The 20,851-nt window shown below is 67.3% G+C and carries 20 protein-coding genes and 1 tRNA gene; 16 read left to right on the top strand and 5 right to left on the bottom strand.

Annotated features, from left to right (window positions below; all coding sequences use genetic code 11):
* Positions 1-249 precede the first annotated feature (249 nt).
* Complete coding sequence (gene guaD, locus ACP15H_RS22265; RefSeq protein ID WP_425068320.1) at positions 250-1,569, bottom strand: guanine deaminase; 1,320 nt, start codon at positions 1,567-1,569, stop codon at positions 250-252.
* Between the two features lie 76 nt (positions 1,570-1,645).
* Between guaD and ACP15H_RS22260 the strand changes: the two genes are divergently transcribed.
* The 3 genes from ACP15H_RS22260 (at position 1,646) to ACP15H_RS22250 (ending at position 4,115) form a co-directional block, all read left to right on the top strand.
* A complete protein-coding gene (locus ACP15H_RS22260; protein ID WP_425068319.1) occupies positions 1,646-2,488 on the top strand; it encodes an alpha/beta hydrolase in 843 nt (280 codons plus the stop codon).
* A 115-nt stretch (positions 2,489-2,603) separates the two neighbouring features.
* The gene (locus tag ACP15H_RS22255) at positions 2,604-3,737 is read left to right on the top strand and encodes a hypothetical protein (protein ID WP_425068318.1); all 1,134 of its coding nucleotides are present in this window, start codon (positions 2,604-2,606) and stop codon (positions 3,735-3,737) included.
* 78 nt (positions 3,738-3,815) lie between these two features.
* A complete protein-coding gene (locus tag ACP15H_RS22250; RefSeq protein ID WP_425068317.1) occupies positions 3,816-4,115 on the top strand; it encodes a PRC-barrel domain-containing protein in 300 nt (99 codons plus the stop codon).
* A 108-nt stretch (positions 4,116-4,223) separates the two neighbouring features.
* Here ACP15H_RS22250 and ACP15H_RS22245 read toward each other — a convergent pair whose 3' ends face one another.
* The 3 genes from ACP15H_RS22245 to ACP15H_RS22235 form a co-directional block, all read right to left on the bottom strand.
* The gene (locus ACP15H_RS22245; RefSeq protein WP_425068316.1) at positions 4,224-5,354 is read right to left on the bottom strand and encodes a serine hydrolase domain-containing protein; all 1,131 of its coding nucleotides are present in this window, start codon (positions 5,352-5,354) and stop codon (positions 4,224-4,226) included.
* A gap of 206 nt (positions 5,355-5,560) precedes the next feature.
* A tRNA-Ala gene (locus ACP15H_RS22240) sits at positions 5,561-5,636 on the bottom strand.
* Between the two features lie 57 nt (positions 5,637-5,693).
* Positions 5,694-6,053: a TIGR02300 family protein gene (locus ACP15H_RS22235; protein WP_425068315.1), complete on the bottom strand. Its 360-nt coding sequence runs from the start codon at positions 6,051-6,053 to the stop codon at positions 5,694-5,696.
* 156 nt (positions 6,054-6,209) lie between these two features.
* Between ACP15H_RS22235 and aroA the strand changes: the two genes are divergently transcribed.
* The 6 genes from aroA (at position 6,210) to ACP15H_RS22205 (ending at position 12,036) form a co-directional block, all read left to right on the top strand.
* Positions 6,210-7,553 (top strand): 3-phosphoshikimate 1-carboxyvinyltransferase, encoded by a 1,344-nt coding sequence (gene aroA / locus ACP15H_RS22230; RefSeq protein WP_425069952.1) that lies wholly within the window; start codon positions 6,210-6,212, stop codon positions 7,551-7,553.
* Positions 7,550-8,182 carry a (d)CMP kinase gene (locus ACP15H_RS22225; RefSeq protein WP_425068314.1) on the top strand — a complete coding sequence of 211 codons (633 nt, stop codon included), beginning with the start codon at positions 7,550-7,552 and terminating at the stop codon, positions 8,180-8,182. The genes aroA and ACP15H_RS22225 overlap by 4 nt, the downstream gene beginning before the upstream one ends.
* A 154-nt stretch (positions 8,183-8,336) precedes the next feature.
* Entirely contained in the window at positions 8,337-10,067 is a 1,731-nt protein-coding gene (gene rpsA, locus ACP15H_RS22220; protein ID WP_425068313.1) for a 30S ribosomal protein S1, read from the top strand.
* 155 nt (positions 10,068-10,222) lie between these two features.
* Positions 10,223-10,558 carry an integration host factor subunit beta gene (locus ACP15H_RS22215; RefSeq protein ID WP_425068312.1) on the top strand — a complete coding sequence of 112 codons (336 nt, stop codon included), beginning with the start codon at positions 10,223-10,225 and terminating at the stop codon, positions 10,556-10,558.
* Between the two features lie 72 nt (positions 10,559-10,630).
* Positions 10,631-11,032: a lipopolysaccharide assembly protein LapA domain-containing protein gene (locus ACP15H_RS22210; protein ID WP_425068311.1), complete on the top strand. Its 402-nt coding sequence runs from the start codon at positions 10,631-10,633 to the stop codon at positions 11,030-11,032.
* Positions 11,029-12,036 (top strand): ornithine cyclodeaminase family protein, encoded by a 1,008-nt coding sequence (locus ACP15H_RS22205; RefSeq protein ID WP_425068310.1) that lies wholly within the window; start codon positions 11,029-11,031, stop codon positions 12,034-12,036. Before ACP15H_RS22210 ends, ACP15H_RS22205 begins: the two co-directional genes overlap by 4 nt.
* Here ACP15H_RS22205 and ACP15H_RS22200 read toward each other — a convergent pair.
* Entirely contained in the window at positions 12,023-13,222 is a 1,200-nt protein-coding gene (locus ACP15H_RS22200) for a CaiB/BaiF CoA transferase family protein (protein WP_425068309.1), read from the bottom strand. The genes ACP15H_RS22205 and ACP15H_RS22200 overlap by 14 nt on opposite strands.
* Before the next feature lie 274 nt (positions 13,223-13,496).
* Here ACP15H_RS22200 and ACP15H_RS22195 point away from each other — a divergent pair, with 274 nt between their 5' ends.
* From ACP15H_RS22195 to ACP15H_RS22165, 7 genes are read left to right on the top strand one after another with little or no spacing between them, the layout of a single operon-like run.
* Positions 13,497-13,973 (top strand): MarR family winged helix-turn-helix transcriptional regulator, encoded by a 477-nt coding sequence (locus tag ACP15H_RS22195; protein ID WP_425068308.1) that lies wholly within the window; start codon positions 13,497-13,499, stop codon positions 13,971-13,973.
* A gap of 58 nt (positions 13,974-14,031) precedes the next feature.
* A complete protein-coding gene (locus ACP15H_RS22190; protein WP_425068307.1) occupies positions 14,032-14,862 on the top strand; it encodes an FAD binding domain-containing protein in 831 nt (276 codons plus the stop codon).
* On the top strand, positions 14,859-17,567 hold the full coding sequence (locus tag ACP15H_RS22185) for a molybdopterin-dependent oxidoreductase (RefSeq protein ID WP_425068306.1): 2,709 nt from the start codon (positions 14,859-14,861) through the stop codon (positions 17,565-17,567). The genes ACP15H_RS22190 and ACP15H_RS22185 overlap by 4 nt, the downstream gene beginning before the upstream one ends.
* Positions 17,564-18,994, top strand: coding sequence for a 6-hydroxynicotinate reductase (locus ACP15H_RS22180; protein WP_425068305.1), 1,431 nt, complete (start codon positions 17,564-17,566; stop codon positions 18,992-18,994). The genes ACP15H_RS22185 and ACP15H_RS22180 overlap by 4 nt, the downstream gene beginning before the upstream one ends.
* On the top strand, positions 18,991-19,836 hold the full coding sequence (locus ACP15H_RS22175; protein ID WP_425068304.1) for a UPF0280 family protein: 846 nt from the start codon (positions 18,991-18,993) through the stop codon (positions 19,834-19,836). Before ACP15H_RS22180 ends, ACP15H_RS22175 begins: the two co-directional genes overlap by 4 nt.
* Positions 19,833-20,420 (top strand): amino acid synthesis family protein, encoded by a 588-nt coding sequence (locus tag ACP15H_RS22170; RefSeq protein WP_425068303.1) that lies wholly within the window; start codon positions 19,833-19,835, stop codon positions 20,418-20,420. The genes ACP15H_RS22175 and ACP15H_RS22170 overlap by 4 nt, the downstream gene beginning before the upstream one ends.
* Positions 20,417-20,797, top strand: coding sequence for a hypothetical protein (locus ACP15H_RS22165; RefSeq protein WP_425068302.1), 381 nt, complete (start codon positions 20,417-20,419; stop codon positions 20,795-20,797). Before ACP15H_RS22170 ends, ACP15H_RS22165 begins: the two co-directional genes overlap by 4 nt.
* Positions 20,798-20,851: the final 54 nt, after the last annotated feature.

The following is a 20,851-nucleotide window of genomic DNA, read 5'->3' as shown; positions in this document are numbered from 1 at the left end:
GATCGCCCAGAACAAAAAACGCCCCCGGCGAGCGGAGGCGTTGGCGATCGGTGGTCTGGCTGCAAGGTGAGGCCGTCGGGCACGCGGTGGAAGTTCCACCGGTGAACCATTTTCCGTCGGGGGACATGTCCTCGAACGGATAAAAACCCTCCTTCAGCTACCTATGAAAACCTAACGCCGATCCGACCCCTCTTCCACCACATTTATGGTGCGACACGGAAAATTCACCCAAGGGAAAGCGTTGCGTCTTCAGCGGTCGTGAGCCAGCCGGCCTGCCACATAGGTCGCCCGGACGGCCCGGTCGTCGCCCAGGATCATCTGGATGAAGAGCTGTTCGGCGAAGTCGCGAGCCTCGTCCATGCGGAAGGCGATCAGGGGCGTCGAGCGCATGTCCAGCACCACGAGGTCGGCTTCCATCCCCGGCGCGATGCTGCCGACCCTGTCCTCGAGATGCATCGCCGCCGCCGAGCCGCGCGTCGCGAGATAATAGGCATGGGCGGCCGACAGAGGATGGCGGTTGAGCTGCGCGGCCTTGTAGGCCTCGTTCAGCGTCTGCAGGATCGAGAAGGACGTGCCGGCGCCGATATCGGTGCCGAGGCCGACACGGACCGGCCGGTCGGCCTGCTTGGCACGCGCGATGTCGAACATGCCGCTGCCCAGGAAGAAATTCGAGGTCGGGCAGTGGGAGATCGCGGCATCGGCGGCATGCAGGCGCTTCAACTCGTCCTCGCCCAGCCAGATCCCGTGCCCGAACACCGCGCCCGGGCCGCACAGACCGTGATGATCGTAGACGTCGAGATAGCTGGCGCGGTCGGGGAACAGTTCGCCGATCCAGGCGACTTCGGCCTGGGTCTCCGCGATATGGGTCTGCATCAGGCAGTCGGGATGGTCGCGCCACAGCGCCCCGGCGGCGGCGAGTTGTTCGGGGGAACTCGTGCCGGCGAAGCGCGGCGTGATGGCATAGAGGAGGCGCCCGCGGCCGTGCCATTTGCGGATCAGCGCCAGGGAGTCGTCGTAGCCCGTCTGGACGTCGTCGCGCAGCCCCTCCGGGGCGTTGCGGTCCATCAACACCTTGCCGGCGGCGAGCCGCAGGCCGAGCGCTTCGGCCTCCTCGAACAGGATATCGGCTGAATGGGCGTGCACGGTGCAGTAGACGCAGCTGGTGGTGACTCCGTTGCGCAGGTTCTCCTGCAGGAAGGCCCGGGCCACACGCCGCGTATAGGCGCGGTCGGCGAACTTCAGCTCGGTCGGAAAGGTGTAGCGGTCGAGCCAGTCGAGGAGCTGGGCGCCATGGCTCGCGATCATCGGCGTCTGCGGGAAATGCACATGGGTGTCGATGAAGCCCGCCGAGATCAACGAATCCTTGCCGAAGTCCCTGATCTCGATGCCGGCGGGCAGCAGCGGGGCGATGCGCGCGGCGGGGCCGAAATGGGTGATGCGCCCGTCCTGCATGGCCACGATCGCATCGGGCTCATGGACGAGGGTCCGTTCGAGGCCGTCGCGAAACGGATCGCCGGTGAAGGTGAGGGCGGGGCCACGGATGGCGGTCGGTCGGACAGGCGCAGGCATCGACGCGACGTTCGCACCGAACGGCAAAGCGGGAAAGGCCTGTGCTAGAGGAGACGTCTGCAACGGGAGATCGGCGATGAGTGAGATCGTGTGGCGCGGCATGACGCGGGCTGAACTCGACAAGGCTTACGACAACACCAATGCCGTGGCCGATTCCGGTCCGCGCCGCGACGGGTGGATCGAGCGCAGCGAGCGCTTCCGCGCGCTGCACGCCGAGGGGCTGGATCTCGCCTATGGCCCGCGGCCGCGCAACAAGCTCGACCTGTATCGCTGCGGCAGTGCAAAGGCGCCGCTGTTCGCCTTCATCCATGGCGGCTACTGGCAGCGCAACAGCAAGGAGATCTTCGCCTGCATGGCCGAGGGGCCGCTGGCGAACGGGATGGATGTCGCGTTCCTGGGCTACACCCTGGCGCCGGAAGTCACCTTGTCGGCCATCGTCGAGGAGATCGCCGAGGCGGTGCGCTGGCTGCGCCGCGACGGACCGCGTCACGGCGTGGCGCAGGACCGGCTGGTCGTTTCGGGCTGGTCGGCGGGCGGCCATCTGACGGCGACGACGCTGGCCATGGACGAGGTCGATGCGGGCCTCGCCATCAGCGGCATCTACGACGTCGAGCCCTGCCGCCTGAACTACCTCAATGAGAAACTGAATCTGACGGCGGAGGAAGCGGCGCGCACCAGTCCGCTCCTTCACCTGCCGAAGAAGAGCGCGCCGGTCGTGTTGGCCTATGGCACTGCCGAGCTTCCCGAACTGCAGCGCCAGTCCATCGCCTATCACGAAGCGCGGCGTGCCGCGGGTCTGCCGAGCGACGTGCTGCCGCTCGCCGGCCTCAATCACTTCTCGATCATGGACCAGCTGGAGGCCCGCGACGGGGCGCTCGCGACGGCGGCCGCGCGGTTGGCTTCTCCGTCTGATTCCTGACGAAAAAGAGGCGTTTTCCGGGCGTTTTCCGCCACTTGCGCGCGTGTCCTATGACGCGGCGTCACATCCCTTCCGGGCGCTCCAATGGTATTTTGGGCGCTCTGGGAGGTGAATAATGACCGTCGATCGAGAGGCAACCGTCGTTGCCCCGAAAGGCGAGCGGGAGCTCCGTTCAAAGACGACAGATTGGCTGGCGCGCATCGTCCTGGTGACGGTATCGGTCCTGGTGTCGCTGGCGCTTCTCGAAGCGGGATACCGGCTGGTGCTGTGGGGACCGGAAGGGCTCGTGCGTTGGCCGAACCTGGCTCACCAGCGCATGGGGACCGGCCCCGGCGGCGAGAGGTGCCAGTATGCCTACGATGCGGCGATCGGCTGGACGTCGCCCTCGAACTGCACGTCGCCGACCTACAATTCAGATGCCGAGGGCTTTCGGCATGCCTCTGCCCAGGCGTCTCTTGCCGAGCCACCCATCCTCGTCACCGGCTCGTCCTTCGCCAAGGGCGACGAGGTGAAGGATGACGAGGCGTGGCCCGCCTATCTGCAAGACATGATCGGCCGGAAAGTGGTGAACGCCGGCGTCAGCGGATATGCGTTCGACCAGACGGTGCTGGCCACCGAGAAGCTGGTGCCCAGGGTGAAGCCGCTCCTCGTCGTCGTGAGCTTCACGCCGGGCGATATCCAGCGCGCCGAGCTGCAGGTCGCCTGGAGCCGCGAGAAGCCCTATTTCACGGTGACCGACGGACAGCTGGATCTGCGAAATGTCCCGGTTCCGGGCAGGCCGGGCGCGCCGGTGCCCCTGCCTGCCGTAGCGGAATGGCTCGGATGGTCGGCGCTGGCCGACCTCGTGGTGCAGCGCCTCGGCATCCAGCAGGGCTGGTACTTCACCGAGGTCCGGGCCGTGCCGCGCGGCACCGGGGAGACGATCGCCTGCCGGCTGATGCCGAGACTTGCCGCCCTGGGCGTGCCGGTCGTCGTGATGGCGCAGTACAGTCGTGGCTACTGGAACAACGATGGCCCGCACGGAACGGCGCATCATCGATCCGTCCGGAAGGTGCTGGACTGCGCCGCTGCGGCCGGCCTCATTCCGTTCGACGTCTCCGATACGCTGAAGGCGGCGGTCGACGCCCACGGCACCGACGCGCTCTACCGCTCCGATCATCATTCGGCCGAGGGCAATCGCGTGATCGCGGACCTCGTGATGGGCGAACTCGTCAGTCGGCGGCTGCTCACGCAGGCGGCGGACCGCTGAAGCCTGTGACGAAGCTCGGCAACGCTCGACCGGTTGGCGGGTTAGCGAGGTCCTGACCTTTCAAGAAGGACCCGAGCCATGGATCACAGCAAGCATGTCCGCCTCGCGAGCAACGAACTGACGGCGGATACTCTCGTCGACGCCACCATCTACGGACCCGGCGACGAGAAGATCGGCACGGTCGCCCATCTCCATGGCGCCGGCGCGACGGCCCAGATCGTGATCGACGTGGGTGGCTTCCTGGGCATCGGCGCCAAGCCGGTGGGTGTTCCGGTGGGCGACCTCGAATTCATGCGCGACGAGGATGGCGACGTCCATGCCGTCACGAACTGGACGAAGGACCAGATGAAGGCGATGCCCGAGCATCGGGATCGCTGAGCCATCGGCCTGAAGAGCTTACAGGTCCTTTCACCCACAAAAGACCTGGAGCACGAAAGGCGTTTGAATGCAGTTCGGGATGGGGATTTGCGCCGGAAGCCGCCGCCTCTACCGTTGAGCTGAAGAGGTGGATCCGGCGCGAAGCGTGAGCACGAGCGCGCGAAGAAGTGCGAATGTCTCGGTCTGGGCCTCGCTCAGCTCGTGCTCATGCCATGCGCTCTGGATGACCACGACGATGCGTGTCCCCGGATGGATGTAGATGAACTGTCCAAAGGCGCCGAGAGCCATGAAAGCGCCGGCATGCAGCCCGGTCGGCAGATGGGGCAAAGACCACCACTGATAGCCGTAACCAAGAGGAGAAACAGGCAGAATACGGCCGAACGCAGTCGGGGCTCCGTCAGGTTGGCCTGCGCGGTCGCGCCAACCGGGTGGCAGCACGCGCCGACCGATGAACGACTCGCCGTCATCGAGAACGAGCTGTGCGAAGCGTCCGATGTCACGGAGTCGAGCCCGTACCCCGAACCCACCCAACTCCATGCCGTTTTCGCTGTCGAGAAGCCAAATTCCGTCGGCTTCCATGCCCGCTGGCTGCCAGATGGTCGCAGCGCAGTAGTCAGAGAGCGTCTGTCCCGTGGCGGCGACGATCAACGCTCCGAGGAGATAGCTCTCCAGGGTGGAATAATTGAACATGCGGCCCTGCGCATGGGCGCGCGGCAAGCCGCACGCGACCTCGAGGAGGGCACCCGCTCGACCGCTCGAAAGTGCCTGATGCAATTGTCCGTTCGTGTCGCGCGCGCCGGCATTCTCGTCCCACGCCACGCCTGAGCACATACGCAGCACGTTGCGCAGGGTGACCCCTTCATCGGCCGAACCGCGCAGGCGCGGCAGATACACGTCGCAGGGATCGTCGAGGCTGCCGATGGCGCCGTCGTGAAGCGCGGCGCCGCACAGCGTCGATGTGATAGACTTTGCCGTGGAGAAACTGCTCCAGAGGCTCTCCGGGGTACGTCCAAGGCCGTAGCGTTTCAGGGCGATCGAGCCGTCCTTTAGGACCAGAAGTCCGGATACCCGGCAACGATCCATGTAGTCGTCGACGCTGACGCGGTCGCCACCACTTTTCCAGCTCAATGCCGTGAGAGGGAGATCGTACCGAGGCAGGGGTCGCGCGCTATAGCCACCCCGGATGACGCGTCGAGGCAACTCGTCGCCAGGAAAACGGGCATCTGGAATCTGGTTCATGCCGGCGACGCTCCACATCCTGTCGATGTCTCGCCGTACCATTCGCTATCCCAGCGGCTGCCGCAACGTCGCCGAGGACAAGCTTCCAAGTCAAAAACGACTGCCGATCAATTGACGCGCTGCATACGCCTTTTCGGACTTGCACGAGTGTGGGTGCCCGACAAAACGAAGGGCCCAGCCGTTGCCGGCTGGGCCCTTGTTTTATTTGGTGGAGCCAAACGGGATCGAACCGTTGACCTCTACAATGCCATTGTAGCGCTCTCCCAGCTGAGCTATGGCCCCGAAATCCTTGGGAAGGCGCGAGGTTATAGTTCCAACCTCGCGCGCTGGCAACAGGCTCTAGCGGTCGCCTTCGCCCTTATCGTCGACCTCGACTTCGACCTCGACCTCCAGATCGTCCTCGTCGTCATCGAGATCGTCCGCCGACAGCGCCTCGTCGCCGTCGACATCCGGCAAATCGTCACCGTCCAGATCGTCGACCTTCTTCTTCGCCGCCGCTGCCTTGGCCGCCGCTGCGGCTGCCGCCGCTGCCGCCGCCGTCGCTGCGGCCGCGCCGCGGCCGCGGCGGACCTTCACGAAGTCCTCGCGATCGTGCTCACGCCCGCACTTGGGGCATTTGATCGGGCTCTTGCCCAGGTCGTAGAAGCGCGCTGCACAGCTCTGGCAGGTGCGTTTGGTGCCCCAGCTCGCTTTGACCACGCTCAATCTCCTGCAAATGTGCTGGAATCGGCCAAAAGGGCCGCGAGGGAGCGCGTATGTCACGCGTCTTTCACCCTGTCAAAACCAAATTCCGGCATGCTACGACGGCCGCGCGTTGCAGGTCCCCTGCCGCCCAACTCTGTCGTGGAGACTTCCCTGTCCGACCATGCCGCTCCCGCGAAGCTGATCGCCCGTCCCGTCGACCGGTTGCAAGGCCGTGTCCGGGCGCCCGGCGACAAGTCGGTCTCCCACCGCTCCCTGATGTTCGGCGCCCTGGCGCTGGGAGAAACGAACATCACCGGCCTGCTGGAGGGAGAGGATGTGCTCGCCACGGCCGCTGCCCTGCGCGCGCTCGGGGCGAAGGTCGATCACGAAGGCGGCGGCGCATGGCGCGTGCGTGGATTCGGCGTGGGCGGGGCGCGCGAGCCAGACAATGTGCTCGACCTCGGCAATTCCGGGACCTCGGCCCGTCTTCTGTCGGGCATCCTGGCCAGCCACCGCTTCACCAGCTTCATGACCGGCGATGCCTCGCTGCGCCGCCGGCCGATGCAGCGGGTCATCGCGCCGCTGACGCAGATGGGCGCCCGCTTCGAGGCGCGCGAGGGCGGCCGCATGCCGCTGGCGATCGTGGGCACCGACGAGATGGTGCCGATCGAATATCGCCTGCCGGTCGCTTCGGCCCAGGTGAAGAGCGCCATTCTCCTCGCCGGCCTCAATACGGCAGGCGAGACGACGGTGATCGAGCCCGAAGCCACGCGCGATCATACCGAGCGCATGCTGCGCCACTTTGGGGCCGAGGTGCGGGTGGTGCCGGCCGAGGGCGGCGGCAAGCGCATCACCGTCGTCGGCTGGCCCGAACTCAAGGCGCGCGACATCGTGGTGCCGGGCGATCCCTCGTCGGCGGCCTTCGCCGTCGTGGCGGCGGCGATCCGGCCGGGCAGCGACGTGACGGTCGAGAATGTCGGCCTGAACCCGCTGCGCGCCGGCCTCTACGACACGCTGCGCGAGATGGGGGCCGACATCACCGCCGAGAACGCCCGCGAAGTCGGCGGCGAGCCGGTGGCTGACCTGCGCGTGCGCGGCGGCGAACTGCGTGGCGTCGAGGTGCCCCCGGAGCGGGCGCCGTCGATGATCGACGAGTATCCGATCCTGGCGGTTGCCGCGTCCTGCGCCCGCGGCACCACGCGCATGCTGGGCCTGGCCGAGCTGCGCGCCAAGGAAAGCGACCGGCTGGCCAGCGTCTCCGCCGGGCTTGCGGTCAACGGCGTCCGCCACGAGATGGGCGCCGATACGCTGTTCGTGCACGGCACCGGAGAGGTGCCGGCCGGCGGCGGGACGGTGGTCACGCACCTCGATCACCGTATCGCCATGGCCTTCCTGGTGCTGGGCCTGGCCTCGCGCGACGGTGTCGCCGTCGATGACGGCTCGCCGATCGACACGAGTTTTCCGGGCTTCGCCAGGCTGATGGGCGATCTCGGTGCGAGGATCGAGGCGGCGTGACGAACGGGCCTGTCATCGCCATCGACGGGCCGGCAGGTGCCGGCAAGGGCACCCTCGCGCGACGGCTGGCGGACCATTTCGGCTTGCCCCATCTCGATACCGGGCTGCTCTACCGCGCGGTCGGGCTGAAGGCCGAAAGGACCGGGCGCCCGCCGGTCGAGATTGCCGGCAGTCTCGATCCGTCGGACCTCGCCGATCCCGAGTTGCGGACCGACGTGGCGGGCCAGGCCGCATCGAAAGTCGCCGCGATTCCGGAGGTTCGGGCCAACCTGCTGGATTTCCAGCGGAAGTTCGCGGCCCAGGCGACGGGGGCCGTGCTCGACGGGCGGGACGTCGGGACCGTCATTTGCCCCCACGCATCGGTGAAATTATTCGTGACCGCCAGCGTCGAGGCGCGGGCGGAGCGGCGGTTCCGGGAGTTGCGCGCCAAGGGGGTCGACACTATAAAGCCGCGCGTTCTTGCCGAGATGGCGGAGCGGGACCGTCGCGACAGCGAACGGGCGGCAGCACCACTCAAAGCCGCACCCGATGCTTACCACCTCGATACCAGCGACATGGATGCCGATGCGGCCTTCGCCGCCGCCTTGGCGTTCATGGAGAGCAAGGGCTTTCGATCCTCCGGGCCGTAAGTCGCCGCCGGCGGATCGAAGACTTTCAGCGGCGGCTGCGCCGGAACGTGTCGTTCCTGCGTCGGTGTTTCACAAGGCAGTGGATCCGCCGGACTTAACCGGTTGGCCGACGGGCGGCAGCGTTTCGCCCGGGATCGATGAAGGAGAGTTCTGAATGGCTAAGGGCAGCGCCCTGCGTACCCCGAACGACGCCGCCAGCGCGGAGTTCGCAGCACTACTCGAAGAATCGCTGGGCGGTTCGTCGAGCTTCGAAGGCACGGTCGTCAAGGGCCGCGTCATTCGCATTGCCAACGATTTCGTCGTGGTGGATGTCGGCCTCAAGTCCGAGGGCCGCGTCGCACTGCGTGAGTTCTCCAACGGTGGCGCCGGCGCCCCCGAGGTCAAGGAAGGCGACATCGTCGACATCTTCGTCGACCGTATGGAGAACAAGGAGGGCGAAGCCGTCCTCTCGCGCGACAAGGCTCGCCGCGAAGAGGCCTGGACCGTCCTCGAGAAGGCTTTCACCGATCAGGAACGTGTTATGGGCACGATCTTCGGCCGCGTGAAGGGTGGCTTCACGGTCGACCTCTCGGGCGCCGTGGCCTTCCTGCCGGGCAGCCAGGTCGACGTGCGCCCGGTGCGCGATGTCGGCCCGCTGATGGGCCAGGCCCAGCAGTTCGCCATCCTCAAGATGGACCGCCGCCGCGGCAACATCGTCGTGTCGCGCCGCGCCGTCATGGAAGAGACCCGCGCCGAGGACCGCACGCGCCTGATGGGCGCGCTGTCGGAGGGCCAGGTGCTCGACGGCGTCGTCAAGAACATCACCGACTACGGCGCGTTCGTGGATCTGGGCGGCGTCGACGGCCTGCTCCATGTCACCGACATCGCCTGGAAGCGCATCAACCATCCGTCGGAAGCCCTCACCATCGGCCAGCAGGTCAAGGTGCAGGTCGTCCGCTTCAACCCCGAGACGCAGCGTATCTCGCTCGGCATGAAGCAGCTGATGAGCGATCCGTGGGACGGCGCGGGTGCCAAGTACCCGGTCGGCCTCAAGCTCAAGGGCCGCGTCACCAACATCACCGACTACGGCGCGTTCGTCGAACTGGAGCCGGGCGTCGAGGGTCTGGTCCACGTCTCCGAAATGAGCTGGACCAAGAAGAACGTGCACCCCGGCAAGATCGTCTCGACCTCGCAGGAAGTCGAAGTGATGGTGCTGGACGTCGACATGTCCAAGCGTCGCATCTCGCTCGGCCTGAAGCAGTGCATGGCCAACCCGTGGGAGAGCTTCGCCGACAAGTTCCCGGCCGGTACCGAGATCGAAGGCGAGGTTCGCAACATCACCGAGTTCGGCCTGTTCGTGGGCCTGCCCGGCGACATCGACGGCATGGTCCATCTCAGCGACCTGAGCTGGGACAAGGCAGGCGAAGAGGCGATCCGCGACTTCAAGAAGGGCGACCAGGTCAAGGTCAAGGTCCTCGACGTCGACATGGACAAGGAGCGCATCTCGCTCGGCATCAAGCAGCTGGCCAACGATCCGTTCGAGAAGGTCGGCGCGGTCGCCAAGAAGGGCGACGTGGTCACCGTCATCGTTGCCGGCATCCAGGACAACGGCATCGACGTCACGGTGCAGGACGGCATCCCGGGCTTCATCCGCAAGACGGAGCTCAGCCGCGACCGCTCCGAGCAGCGTCCCGACCGTTACGCGATCGGCGACAAGCTCGATGCCAAGATCACCAACATCGACAAGGCCTCGCGCCGGGTCGTGCTGTCGGTCAAGGCGCGTGAACTCGACGAGGAGAAGAAGGCGATGGCCGACTTCGGTTCGTCCGACTCGGGCGCCAGCCTGGGCGACATCCTGGGCGCCGCTCTCAAGAAGCGGGCCGAGGCCGACGACGACGAAAAGTAAGCCGTTTTCATCATGGTTTACGGCAAGGCCGACCCGCAAGGGTCGGCCTTTTCTTTTGCTTTCAAGGACTTAGGCTTGACGACACCGTTATCCAGTTTAATATCAAGGACTTACCGGTATTTCTCTGGGCCTGAAGCGCCTGCCATGGAAACGCGATGACCAAGTCCGAGCTGATTGCGCGCCTGGCGGCCCGGAATCCGCATCTCTACCAGAGGGATGTCGAGCGGATCGTCGCGACCGTGTTCGACGAGATCTCCAAGGCTCTGGCATCCGGTCACCGGGTCGAGCTGCGCGGTTTCGGCGCGTTCTCCGTGAAGAAGCGCGATCCGCGCACCGGTCGCAATCCCCGTACGGGCGAGCAGGTCTCCGTCGCCTCCAAGCGCGTCCCTTATTTCAAGACCGGCAAGGATCTGCGCGACCGGCTGAACCGGGAGGCCGCGCGGGCCGCCGGCCTGCTGCCGCCCGAACCGGCGGATGACGACAAGAAATAGCCTCGTGAAATAGTCGCGGGCCGATCGTCTGCCTCGCGCCGTGGGGGCGCGGTGTGGCATGCTCCGGGCCGCATGAAAATCCTCTCCCGTGCCCTGTTCCTGCTCTTCATCCTGATCGGCGTCCTGGTCGCGGTCAGCAACGCGCAGCCCGTCCAGCTCGCGCTGTGGCCGTTGCCGCATATCATCGTGATGCCGGTCTATCTTCTGGTCATCGCCATGCTGATGCTGGGGGTCCTTGCAGGACTCAGCATGGGCTGGTGGGCCGGCCGGCATCACCGCCGTCGCGCCCGGGAGGCTGGTGGCGAGGCCGCGCGGCTCGATCGCGAAGTCGCCCGCCTGCGCGCCGCACAGTCGGCGGCACAGCCGGCTGCGCCCGTTGGCCCGGCGCCGCGCGACCAGCGCGCCCTGGAGCGCCAGAGCGCCCTCGTGGCCCCCGAACTCGGCACGCGGGCCACGCGCGGCCCGTTCTCGTGAAGGTTCTGTCGGCGGCCGAGATCGACGCCGCCCTGGACGACCTCGCCCTGATCGACCGGCTCGACGCCCTGTTCCGGGCGGGCTGCGAGATGCCGGTGCGGCATCATCATCCGATCCGGGAGCCCCTGGGCGCCGGATCGTCCGATGCGATGCTGCTGCTGATGCCGGCCTGGACGACTGCCCAGCCGGGAGGTGCCTCCGGCCGCGTCGGGGTCAAGATCGTCACCGTATTCCCCGACAACGGCAAACGCTCGCTGCCTTCGATCTACGGCCAGTATCTGCTGCTCGATGGCAGCACCGGCGCCACCCTGGCGCTGCTCGACGGCACGATGCTGACCAAGCGGCGCACCGCCTGTGCCTCGGGCCTCGCCTCGAGCTACCTGTCGCGGCCCGATGCCGAGCGGCTGCTGATGATCGGGACCGGCGCCCTGGCGCCCGAACTGATCCGCGTGCATGCCAAGGTGCGGCCGATCCGCGAGGTGATGATCTGGGGCCGTACGCCGACTCAAGCCGAGTTCCTCGCGGCTAGACTGTCGGCATCGCTGCCGGTCGCGGTCGGCCGACCGGTCAGCGTGCGGGCCGTCGGCGACCGACGCGCCGCAGTCCAGGACGCCGACATCATCTCCTGCGCCACGCTCTCGAAGGAGCCCCTGGTCGAGGGCGACTGGCTGCGCGCGGGCCAGCATGTCGACCTGGTGGGCGCCTACACGCCGCAGATGCGGGAAAGCGACGATCGGGCCGTACAGCGCGCCCGCCTCTACGTCGACACTCGTGGCGGGGCGTTGAAGGAAGGCGGCGATGTCGTGCAGGCGATCGCCAGCGGTTCGATCACCGGCGAGGCCGTGCTCGCCGATCTGTTCGAACTGGCGCGCGGCGAACGAAGCGGCCGCGCCGCCGGCGACGCCACGTCGATCACCCTGTTCAAGTCGGTCGGCGCCGCGCTCGAGGATCTAGCCGCCGCCGAGCTTGCCGTGGAAATGGCGGTCGACGCTACGGCTCGATAAGCGCGCCCGACTTCTTCAGCGCCTCGATCTCCTCGGCACCGACACCGGCCTCCGCGAGAACCGCGCGCGAGTCCTGTCCCTGCAGCGGGGCCATGGTGCGGATGGACGGCGGTGTCCTGCTCATGGTCATCGGCGGTTCGACCATCATGATCTCGCCCTCCGACGGATGCGGATACTTCTTGAAGAGCTTGCGCCAGACGAGGTGCGGGTCCTCGAACAGGTCGGCCGGCTTCGACACCGGGGCATTGGGAATCTGCGCCTGGTCGAGCAGCTTCACCCACTCGCCGGTGGTCTTCGAGGGCGCGATCGCCTCGACCATCGCGTACATGTCGCCGATATGCATCGAGCGGGCATTGATGGTCGAGTAGCGCGGGTCCTGCAGCACCTCGGACCGGCCGACCAGCTCGAAGAAGTTGCGCCAGTGCTTGTCGTTGTAAGGCAGGATCGCCATCCAGCCGTCCAGGGTGCGATAGGGCTTGCGGGTGCGGGCAAGCAGGCGGGTGTAGCCGACCTCGCCCTCGTCGCTGAAGGTCCGCTCCCACAGATGCTCGACCATCAGCCAGGCCGACATGGTCTCGAACATCGGGACCTCGACGAACTGGCCCTCGCCGGTGCGTTGACGATGCATCAAGGCCGAAAGAGTCGAGAAGGCGAAGGTGAGGCCCACCGTCTTGTCGGCGATGATGGTCGGCGGATAGCGCGGGACGTCGTCGCCCGCCGCGCGGCCCATCAGGTCGGCGATGCCGAAGCGGGCCTGGATGGCATCGTCGTAAGCCGGCAGTTTTCCGTAAGGACCGTCCGCCGAATAGCCATAGGCGCCGACATAGACGATGTCGGGCTTCACCTTGCGGATCTCTTCGTAGCCCAGGCCCAGAGCTTCGATGGCCTGAGGCCGCAACGCGTGGACGAAGGCATCGGCCGTCGCGACCACCTTGAGCAGGGCAGCGCGCGCGTCCTTGTTCTTGAGATCGAGGCAGAGCGAGCGCTTGTTGCGATTGACGTAGAGATAGGTCGGCCCCATGCCGGGTGTCTTGCCGGGCTTGCCGATGTGACGCACCGCATCGCCTTCCGGTGCCTCGACCTTGATGACGTCGGCGCCCTGGTCGGCCAGCAGCATCGTGCCGTAGGGGCCGAGGATGATGTTGGTGAGGTCGACGATCCTGATGCCTTCGAGCGCGCCGGGCATTTTTACTTCCTTGTTGTGAATGGTGTGCGGTCACACTGCCACCGCCTCGCCCGCGCGTCATCGTTGCTGCCATTGCGCCGCAGAATGCGGACGGAAATCATTGAAGCCGTTGGGATAATGCCCGGTGACCGTGAAGGACTCCTCGTTCACGGGAACATCCGGTTGCAGGCGGCGCGGAAATTCCCCCATTTCCACACTCGGACAAAGAGGCACATGTGACCGTTGTGCGACGAGCCGCGGCAGTGTAGCCAAGGGACAGCGAGCCGGGGGGGCGATGCGAAGCAACGTTGCAAAGAAGCAGCACGAGCCTAAGGCGGCCTCGAGCAGCGCGGCCTCCAGGCCTTATCGCATCGAAGACCAGATCGGCTACCTGCTGAGGCGCGCCCACCAGCGTGCCAGCGCGATCTTCCAGGTCGGTATCGGCGATCCCAACATCACGCCGACCCAGTATTCGAGCCTGGCGAAGCTCGACGAATACACCGAGCTGTCGCAGAATCTTCTCGGCCGTCTCGTCGGCATGGACAAGGCCACCATGCAGGGCGTGGTGCGGCGGCTGAAGGAACGCGGTCTCGTCGATTCGCGGCCCGACCCCGGCGACGCGCGCCGTACCCTGCTCAGCCTGACGACGGAAGGCCAGAAGCTGGTGAACAGGCTGCTGCTCAACGGGCCGGCCGTCTCGCGCGAGACGCTGAAGCCGCTCAATCCTCAGGAACAGAAGCAGCTTCTCGATCTTCTGTCGCGAATCATCTGAATCCGACTCATTCGTTTGACTCGCACGTGGCCTGTGTCATCGTACGTACACGAACGATATGGGCGCCTATCTCCGACCCCGAGGCCTTGAAGAGGCACTCCAGGCACTGACCCGGCCTTTCACTGTGCTGGCCGGCGGTACCGACTTCTATCCCGCGCGCGTTGGACGCGCCGTCACCGAAGACATTCTCGACATTGCAGGAATCGCGACCCTGCGCGGGATTTCCGAGACCGAGACCGGCTGGCGGCTGGGCGCCACGACGACCTGGAGCGAGCTGGTCGAAGCGCCGTTGCCGCCCCTGTTCGACGGTCTGAAACAGGCGGCGCGCGAGGTCGGCGGCCGGCAGATTCAGAACAGCGGTACGATCGCGGGAAATATCTGCAACGCCTCGCCGGCCGCCGATGGCGTGCCGGCCTTGCTGGCGCTCGATGCCGAAGTGGAGCTGGCGAGCCGGGATGGCACACGCCGCCTGCCGCTCGCGTCCTTCATCACCGGCGTGCGCAAGACGGCGCGGCAGCCCGGCGAACTTGTGGTGGCGCTGCACGTGCCGCGTCCGAAGCATGCCGCGCGGAGTGCGTTCCTGAAGCTGGGCGCACGGCGCTACCTCGTGATCTCGATCGCCATGGCCTCGACCTTGGTCGAAGTCGAGGACGGTAAGGTCAGCGCGGCCCGCGTCGCCGTCGGCGCCTGTTCGCCGGTGGCGCAGCGTCTGCCGCTGCTGGAGCAAGCGCTGATCGGTGCCTCGTTCGACGCGACGCTCGGCGAACGGGTCGAGCCGTCCCATCTCGCGCCCTTGTCGCCGATCGACGATATCAGGGGCAGCGCGGCGTATCGCGGCGATGTGTCTTTGGTCCTGCTGCGGCGGCTCTTGGCGAAGGTCTCGGCATGAAGCTCGATTTCACCCTCAACGGTCGCGAGGTGAGCTGGGACGGCGCGCCGGTCACGCGACTCGCGGCGGCTTTGCGCGACGATCTCGGTCTCACCGGCACGAAGATCGGCTGCGACGCCGGCGATTGCGGCGCCTGCACCGTGCTGTTGGACGGACGCCAGGTCTGTTCCTGCCTCGTCGCCATGGGGCAGGTCGAGGGCCGCAGCGTCGAGACCGTCGAAGGTCTGTCGGCCGGCGAAGATTCGATGGCCGCGCTCCAGCAATCGTTTCTCGATCATGGCGCGGCCCAGTGCGGCATCTGCACGCCCGGCATGCTGATGGCGGCGCAGGAGCTGGTGCGACGGAACAGCAAGCCGACCCGTGCAGAGGTCGAGGATTTCCTGGGCGGCGTGCTCTGCCGCTGCACCGGCTACGGCAAGATCGTCGATGCGGTAATGGATGTCGTCGCCCCGGCGCCGGCGACCGCGCCGCTCGCCGGCGAGGCCGTCGGCGCCCGTATCGTCCGGGTCGATGGTCCGGCCAAGGTGACGGGGCGCGACGTGTTCGGCGCCGATGGCATTCCCGCTGACGCGCTGTGGATCCGCGTGGTGCGCTCGCCGCACGCGCGGGCGCGCTTCGAGCTGGGCGATCTCGAGCCGCTGCGGCGCCGCCTCACCGCAGTGCTGACGGCCGCGGACGTGCCGTTCAACGGCTACGGCATCTATCCCGACATCAAGGATCAGCCGGTGCTGGCGGACGGGCATGTCCGCTATCGCGGCGAGGCGGTCGTCGCATTGGTCGGCGAGCGCGCCGAGGTGCTGGCGATCCGCGACGACGAGGTGCCGATCACCTGGAGGCCCGAGCCGCCTTTGTTCGGCGTCGATGCCGCGATGGCGGAAGATGCGCCGCTGGTGCAGGCCGACAGGCCGGGCAACCTGCTGCTGAAGGGCGGGGTGAAGCGCGGCGACGTGGCCGCCGGATTCGAAGCCTGTGCGGCCGCGGCCGAAGGCACGTTCGAGACGGCGTTCGTCGAGCACGCCTATGTCGAGCCCGAGGCCGGCTGGGCGCGCCGGGTCGGCGACCGGATCGAGATCCACGCCACCACCCAGACGCCCTACATGGACCGTGACGAGATCGCCAACCTGATGCGGCTGAAGCCCGAGGCGGTGCGCATCGTGCCGACCGCCTGCGGCGGCGGCTTCGGCGGCAAGCTCGACCTTTCTGTTCAGCCGCTGATTTGCATCGCGGCGTGGAAGCTGAAGCGGCCCGTGGCTTTGGCCTACACGCGGCCCGAAAGCATGGCTGCCAGCACCAAGCGTCACCCGGCGCGGGTGACGGCGCGGTTCGGCTGCGATGCCGAGGGCAAATTGCTGGCCTGCGACGTGACCGCCCTGTTCGACACCGGCGCCTATGCCTCCTGGGGCCCAACCGTCGCCAACCGCGTGCCGGTGCATGCGATGGGGCCCTATGCCATTCCCAACGTGCGGACCTGGGGCGAAGCCTATTTCACCAACGGACCGCCGGCCGGCGCCTTCCGCGGCTTCGGCGTACCGCAGGCGGCCATCGCCCATGAAGCGATGATGGACGAACTCGCCGACAGGCTCGGCATCGATCGGCTGGAGTTCCGACATCGCAATGCCTTGCGCGCCGGCGACACGACCGCGACCGGCCAGACGCTCGCCCATTCCGCCGGCCTCGCACAGTGTCTCGACGCGCTGCGGCCGCATTGGCGAAAGGCGCACGAGGAAATCGCCGCTTTCAACGAGAGGGGCGGCTCGTACCGCCGCGGCATCGGCATCGGCTGCATGTGGTACGGAATCGGCAACACCTCGATGTCGAACCCCTCGCGCATGCGCGTGGGTCTGTCGCCCGGCGGCACCTTGACGCTCTACAGCGGCGCGCTCGACATCGGCCAGGGCAGCAACACCATCATGGTGCAGATCGCCGCCGATGCGGTCGGTCTCCCCGCCGAGCAATTCAAGCTGGTGACGGGCGACACCGATCTCACCGCCGATGCCGGCAAGACCTCGGCCTCGCGCCAGACCTTCGTGTCGGGCAAGGCCGCCGAAAAAGCCGGGCAGGATCTGCGCCAGCAGATCCTGCGGCTGGCCAATGCCGGTCCCGACGCGGTCCTGTCGCTTGAGGGCGCGACGCTCTCGGTGCGCGATGGCGACGAGGTGCGGACGATCGATCTCGCCACGACAGGGGCGCTGATGGGCGAGGGCACCTTCGATCCGCCGACCACGCCGCTCGATGCCGACGGGCAGGGCGTGCCCTATGCGACCTATGCCTTCGCCGCGCAGCTGGCCGAGGTCGAAGTCGATATCGAGCTGGGCACGGTCAAGGTCCTGCGCATCGTGGCGGCGCACGATGTCGGTTGCGCCATCAATCCGACCCTGGTCGAAGGACAGATCCAGGGCGGCGTGGCGCAGGGGCTGGGCCTCGCGCTGATGGAGGAATATCTGCCCGGCCGCACCGAGAACCTGCACGACTATCTCATCCCGACCGTGGGCGACGTGCCCGAGATCGAGTGCCTGCTGATCGAGGATCGCGAGCCGCTCGGTCCCTCGGGCGCCAAGGGAATCGGCGAGCCGGCGCTGGTGCCGACGCCTCCGGCCATCCTCGGCGCGGTCCATCACGCGACCGGCGTGCGCGCCCGCCGCGTCCCGCTGCTGCCGCACCGCCTGCGCGAGGCCATCGTCTCACTCAAGGGAAAGCTGCCATGAGCGACGATATCTCGCTCTCGGAGGCCGAACGCAGCGCCGGCATCGTGCGCTGCGACGCCTGTCCCGTCCTATGCCGCATCCGTCCCGGCCGCGCCGGCGCCTGCGATCGTTATGCCAACGAGAACGGCGCGCTGGTGCGGGTCGATCCGCTGGTCCTGCTGGCCAAGCCCGATCTCGCGCGCGTCGCCTTCATCGAAGGCAGCGAAGGCTGGCGTGGCGAGCTGGGCAAAGGGGAAGGCGCCTTCGTCACCGGCATCGGCGCCACCACCACCTATCCCGACTACAAGCCCGCGCCCTTCATCGTCTCCTCGAAGCAGGACGGCGTCGACATGGTCACGGTCGTGACCGAGGGGATCTTCAGCTACTGCGGCGTCAAGGTGAAGATCGACACCGACCGCTATCTCGGGCCCGAGCAGGCCGCGGTGCGGGTGAAGGGCGAGGCCGTGGGCCACGTCACAACGGCCGAGTACGGCTCGCAGATGCTGTCGCTGGGCGGCGTCCACCATCTCACCGGCGGCAGCAAGAAAGAAGGCGTCGTCACCTGCGACACGCTGCTGGCGCTGTGCAATCGCGAAGCCGTCGAACTCACCATCGACGGCGGCTCGACCGTGATCGTGCAGGCCGACCGGCCGCCGGTGGTGAACGGCACCCTCGAGGAGCGCATGCGGGTCGGCTGCGGCTCGGCGGCGATCGGCATGTTCGCGCCGCAATGGAAGGACCATGTCGACGAGGTGATCGTGGTCGACGACCACATCACCGGCGTGCTGAGCGAGCACCAGGGCGGCGTCTTCCTCGACATGAAGCCGGCCGGCATCCGCGTGCGCGGCCGGCGTTCGACGCCGGGCCGCTACTTCCAGGTGGCCGAGCCGGGGATGGGCTGGGGCGGCACGAATGTCAGCGACCCGCTCGAGATCATCGAGAAGATCGATCCCAAGCAGGCCTGGCCTGGGCTCAAGCTGCTGATGGTCTCCACGACCGGCGAGCATTCGGCCTGGTTCACGCTGGACGGTGACTTGAAACCGCAGCCCGCCGAGATGCCCGCGCCGGTGCGTCACGTCGTGGAACGCATCGCCGAGAATTGCGAGCCCGCGCTCTGCACCGTCCTGTTCATGGCCGGCGCCGGCGGTTCGCTGCGCGCCGGCGTCACCGAGAACCCGGTGCGGCTCACACGCTCGGTGCGCGACACGCTCACCAAGGTCACGCTGGGCGGCGTGCCGGCCTTCATCTGGCCGGGTGGTGGCATCACTCTGATGGTCGACGTGGCGCGCATGCCGGAGAAATCCTTCGGTTATGTGCCGACGCCGGCGCTGGTCGCGCCCATCGAATTCACCCTGCGCGCCGACGATTATGCGGCGCTGGGGGGCTACGCGTCGCGCGCGGTCACGCTGGAAGACGTGCTGGCCCACCACAAGGTGCGGATCGAATGAGCGCCGTCGCCGCCCGTTTCGCCGACGGACGGCTGCATCTGCAGCACGGGCCGATCGATCTCATCGTCGAAGCCTTCGGCGCGGCGGACGAAGTCGAGCGGGCTTATGCGCAGGCCATCGATCGCTTCGGCGACATCCTGCCGACCCTGGTCGGCGAGCTGACCTTGCTGCGCCGGCCGGTCGGGGAGGCTTATCCGCTGCTGCAGGGGCCGGTGGCGCGCCGCATGGCCGAGGCCGTGTGGCCGCATCGCGCTCGCTACATCACGCCGATGGCCGCCGTTGCCGGCGCCGTCGCCGACGAGATGCTGCAGGCGCTGGTCTGGAGCCGCACGCTCGACAAGGCCTATGTGAACGATGGCGGCGACATCGCGATCCATCTGGCGCCGGGCCAGTCCCTGCGCGCCGGCATTTTCGCGCAAGCCCTCGACGGTGTGGCACTTTTGACGCACGAACGGCCGGTGCGTGGCATCGCGACCTCGGGCCGGGGCGGACGCTCCTTCTCGCTGGGCATCGCAGAGTCCGTGACCGTGCTCGCCGCCACGGCGGCGGCGGCCGATGCCGCGGCGACCATGATCGCCAACGAAGTGAATGCCGATCATTCTTCCATCGAGCGCCGGCCCGCCCGTGAGCTCGATCCGGACAGCGATCTCGGCGAGCTGCCCGTGACGGTCGCGGTCGGCGACGTGCCGCCGGAGATCGTCGAGGCAGCCCTTGCCCGCGGCCTGATGGAAGCGCGGCGGCTCAGGCTGTGCGGCCTGATCGATAGCGCGGCGCTGTCACTCGAAGGACAATGGCGAATCGAGACAGGCGGCACGCCGCTTGCTCTGTCGGAGGCGGGATGAGCGATCTGGTGAAAGTGCGGAAATACGTGGCGACGGTCGAGGAGACGCTCCACGACTTCGGGCCGGCGCTGGCGCGCCCGGCGACCAAGGCGGTGGTCGGCGGCGTCATTGCCAATCCCTATGCCGGCCGCCACGTGGCCGACATCCAGCCGATGATGAAGGCGCTGGAGCCGCTCGCGGTCGATCTCACCGAGCGGGTGATGAAGATCCTTGGCGCCAAGGGCTCCGAGCTGGAAGCCTATGGCAAGGGCGCCATCGTCGGCCTGAACGGCGAGCTGGAACATGCCGCCCTGTGGCACCAGCCCAGCGGCTTCGGCATCCGCCATGCGATGGGCGGCGCCAAGTCGATCGTGCCCTCGACCGTGAAGGTCGCGACCGCCGGGGCGCGCATCGACATTCCGCTGCATCACGTCACGGCGGCCTATGTGCGCAGCCATTTCGACGCCATCGAATTCTGCGTGCCCGACGGGCCGCGTCCGGACGAGATCGTGTTCATCGTCGCCGCCGCGATCGGCGGTCGGCCCCATGCCAGGGTCGGCGGGCTGACGCCGGACGGAATCAAGCTCGGGGACGGCCAGCGATGAATGAGGACGCCCTGTCGTCGGCCCTGAAGGTGATGGACGACTATATCGGCGGCCTCAATCGCCATGACGAGCCGGCGGTCAACGCCGCCTGCAACTTCCCGCATGTCCGGCTGGCCGGCGGCAAGGTCGTCGTCTGGCCGAACCGTGGCGACTACAAGCTGGGCGATTTCGTCGCCCGCGCCGGCGACGGCTGGCATCACAGCACGTGGGACGAGCGCACGCCGATCCATGTCGGCCGCGACAAGGTCCATCTCAAGGTGAAGTTCAGCCGCTGGCGCGAGGACGGTTCGCTGCTCGGCGTCTTCGAGACGATCTACATCGTGACGCTTCAGGATGGGCATTGGGGAATACAGGCACGGTCGAGCTTTGCCGACTGAGCGCTTGTGGGAGAGGGGCCGGCCTCGCTAGGGTCGGTTCACAGGGAATGTTTC

It is taken from the genome of Reyranella sp. (assembly GCF_965249915.1).
Lineage (GTDB): Bacteria > Pseudomonadota > Alphaproteobacteria > Reyranellales > Reyranellaceae > Reyranella.
Note: the sequence above shows the minus strand (reverse complement) of the source record. Positions and strands in the feature narration are given on the sequence as shown.

Excerpts from the sequence above, each read along its gene's own strand:
- guaD (WP_425068320.1), bottom strand. The coding sequence starts at position 1,569 with ATGCCTGCGCCTGTCCGACCGACCGCCATCCGTGGCCCCGCCCTCACC.
- ACP15H_RS22260 (WP_425068319.1), top strand. The coding sequence starts at position 1,646 with ATGAGTGAGATCGTGTGGCGCGGCATGACGCGGGCTGAACTCGACAAG.
- ACP15H_RS22255 (WP_425068318.1), top strand. The coding sequence starts at position 2,604 with ATGACCGTCGATCGAGAGGCAACCGTCGTTGCCCCGAAAGGCGAGCGG.
- ACP15H_RS22250 (WP_425068317.1), top strand. The coding sequence starts at position 3,816 with ATGGATCACAGCAAGCATGTCCGCCTCGCGAGCAACGAACTGACGGCG.
- ACP15H_RS22245 (WP_425068316.1), bottom strand. The coding sequence starts at position 5,354 with ATGAACCAGATTCCAGATGCCCGTTTTCCTGGCGACGAGTTGCCTCGA.
- rpsA (WP_425068313.1), top strand. The coding sequence starts at position 8,337 with ATGGCTAAGGGCAGCGCCCTGCGTACCCCGAACGACGCCGCCAGCGCG.
- ACP15H_RS22215 (WP_425068312.1), top strand. The coding sequence starts at position 10,223 with ATGACCAAGTCCGAGCTGATTGCGCGCCTGGCGGCCCGGAATCCGCAT.
- ACP15H_RS22210 (WP_425068311.1), top strand. The coding sequence starts at position 10,631 with ATGAAAATCCTCTCCCGTGCCCTGTTCCTGCTCTTCATCCTGATCGGC.
- ACP15H_RS22200 (WP_425068309.1), bottom strand. The coding sequence starts at position 13,222 with ATGCCCGGCGCGCTCGAAGGCATCAGGATCGTCGACCTCACCAACATC.
- ACP15H_RS22195 (WP_425068308.1), top strand. The coding sequence starts at position 13,497 with ATGCGAAGCAACGTTGCAAAGAAGCAGCACGAGCCTAAGGCGGCCTCG.
- ACP15H_RS22190 (WP_425068307.1), top strand. The coding sequence starts at position 14,032 with ATGGGCGCCTATCTCCGACCCCGAGGCCTTGAAGAGGCACTCCAGGCA.
- ACP15H_RS22185 (WP_425068306.1), top strand. The coding sequence starts at position 14,859 with ATGAAGCTCGATTTCACCCTCAACGGTCGCGAGGTGAGCTGGGACGGC.
- ACP15H_RS22180 (WP_425068305.1), top strand. The coding sequence starts at position 17,564 with ATGAGCGACGATATCTCGCTCTCGGAGGCCGAACGCAGCGCCGGCATC.
- ACP15H_RS22175 (WP_425068304.1), top strand. The coding sequence starts at position 18,991 with ATGAGCGCCGTCGCCGCCCGTTTCGCCGACGGACGGCTGCATCTGCAG.
- ACP15H_RS22170 (WP_425068303.1), top strand. The coding sequence starts at position 19,833 with ATGAGCGATCTGGTGAAAGTGCGGAAATACGTGGCGACGGTCGAGGAG.
- ACP15H_RS22165 (WP_425068302.1), top strand. The coding sequence starts at position 20,417 with ATGAATGAGGACGCCCTGTCGTCGGCCCTGAAGGTGATGGACGACTAT.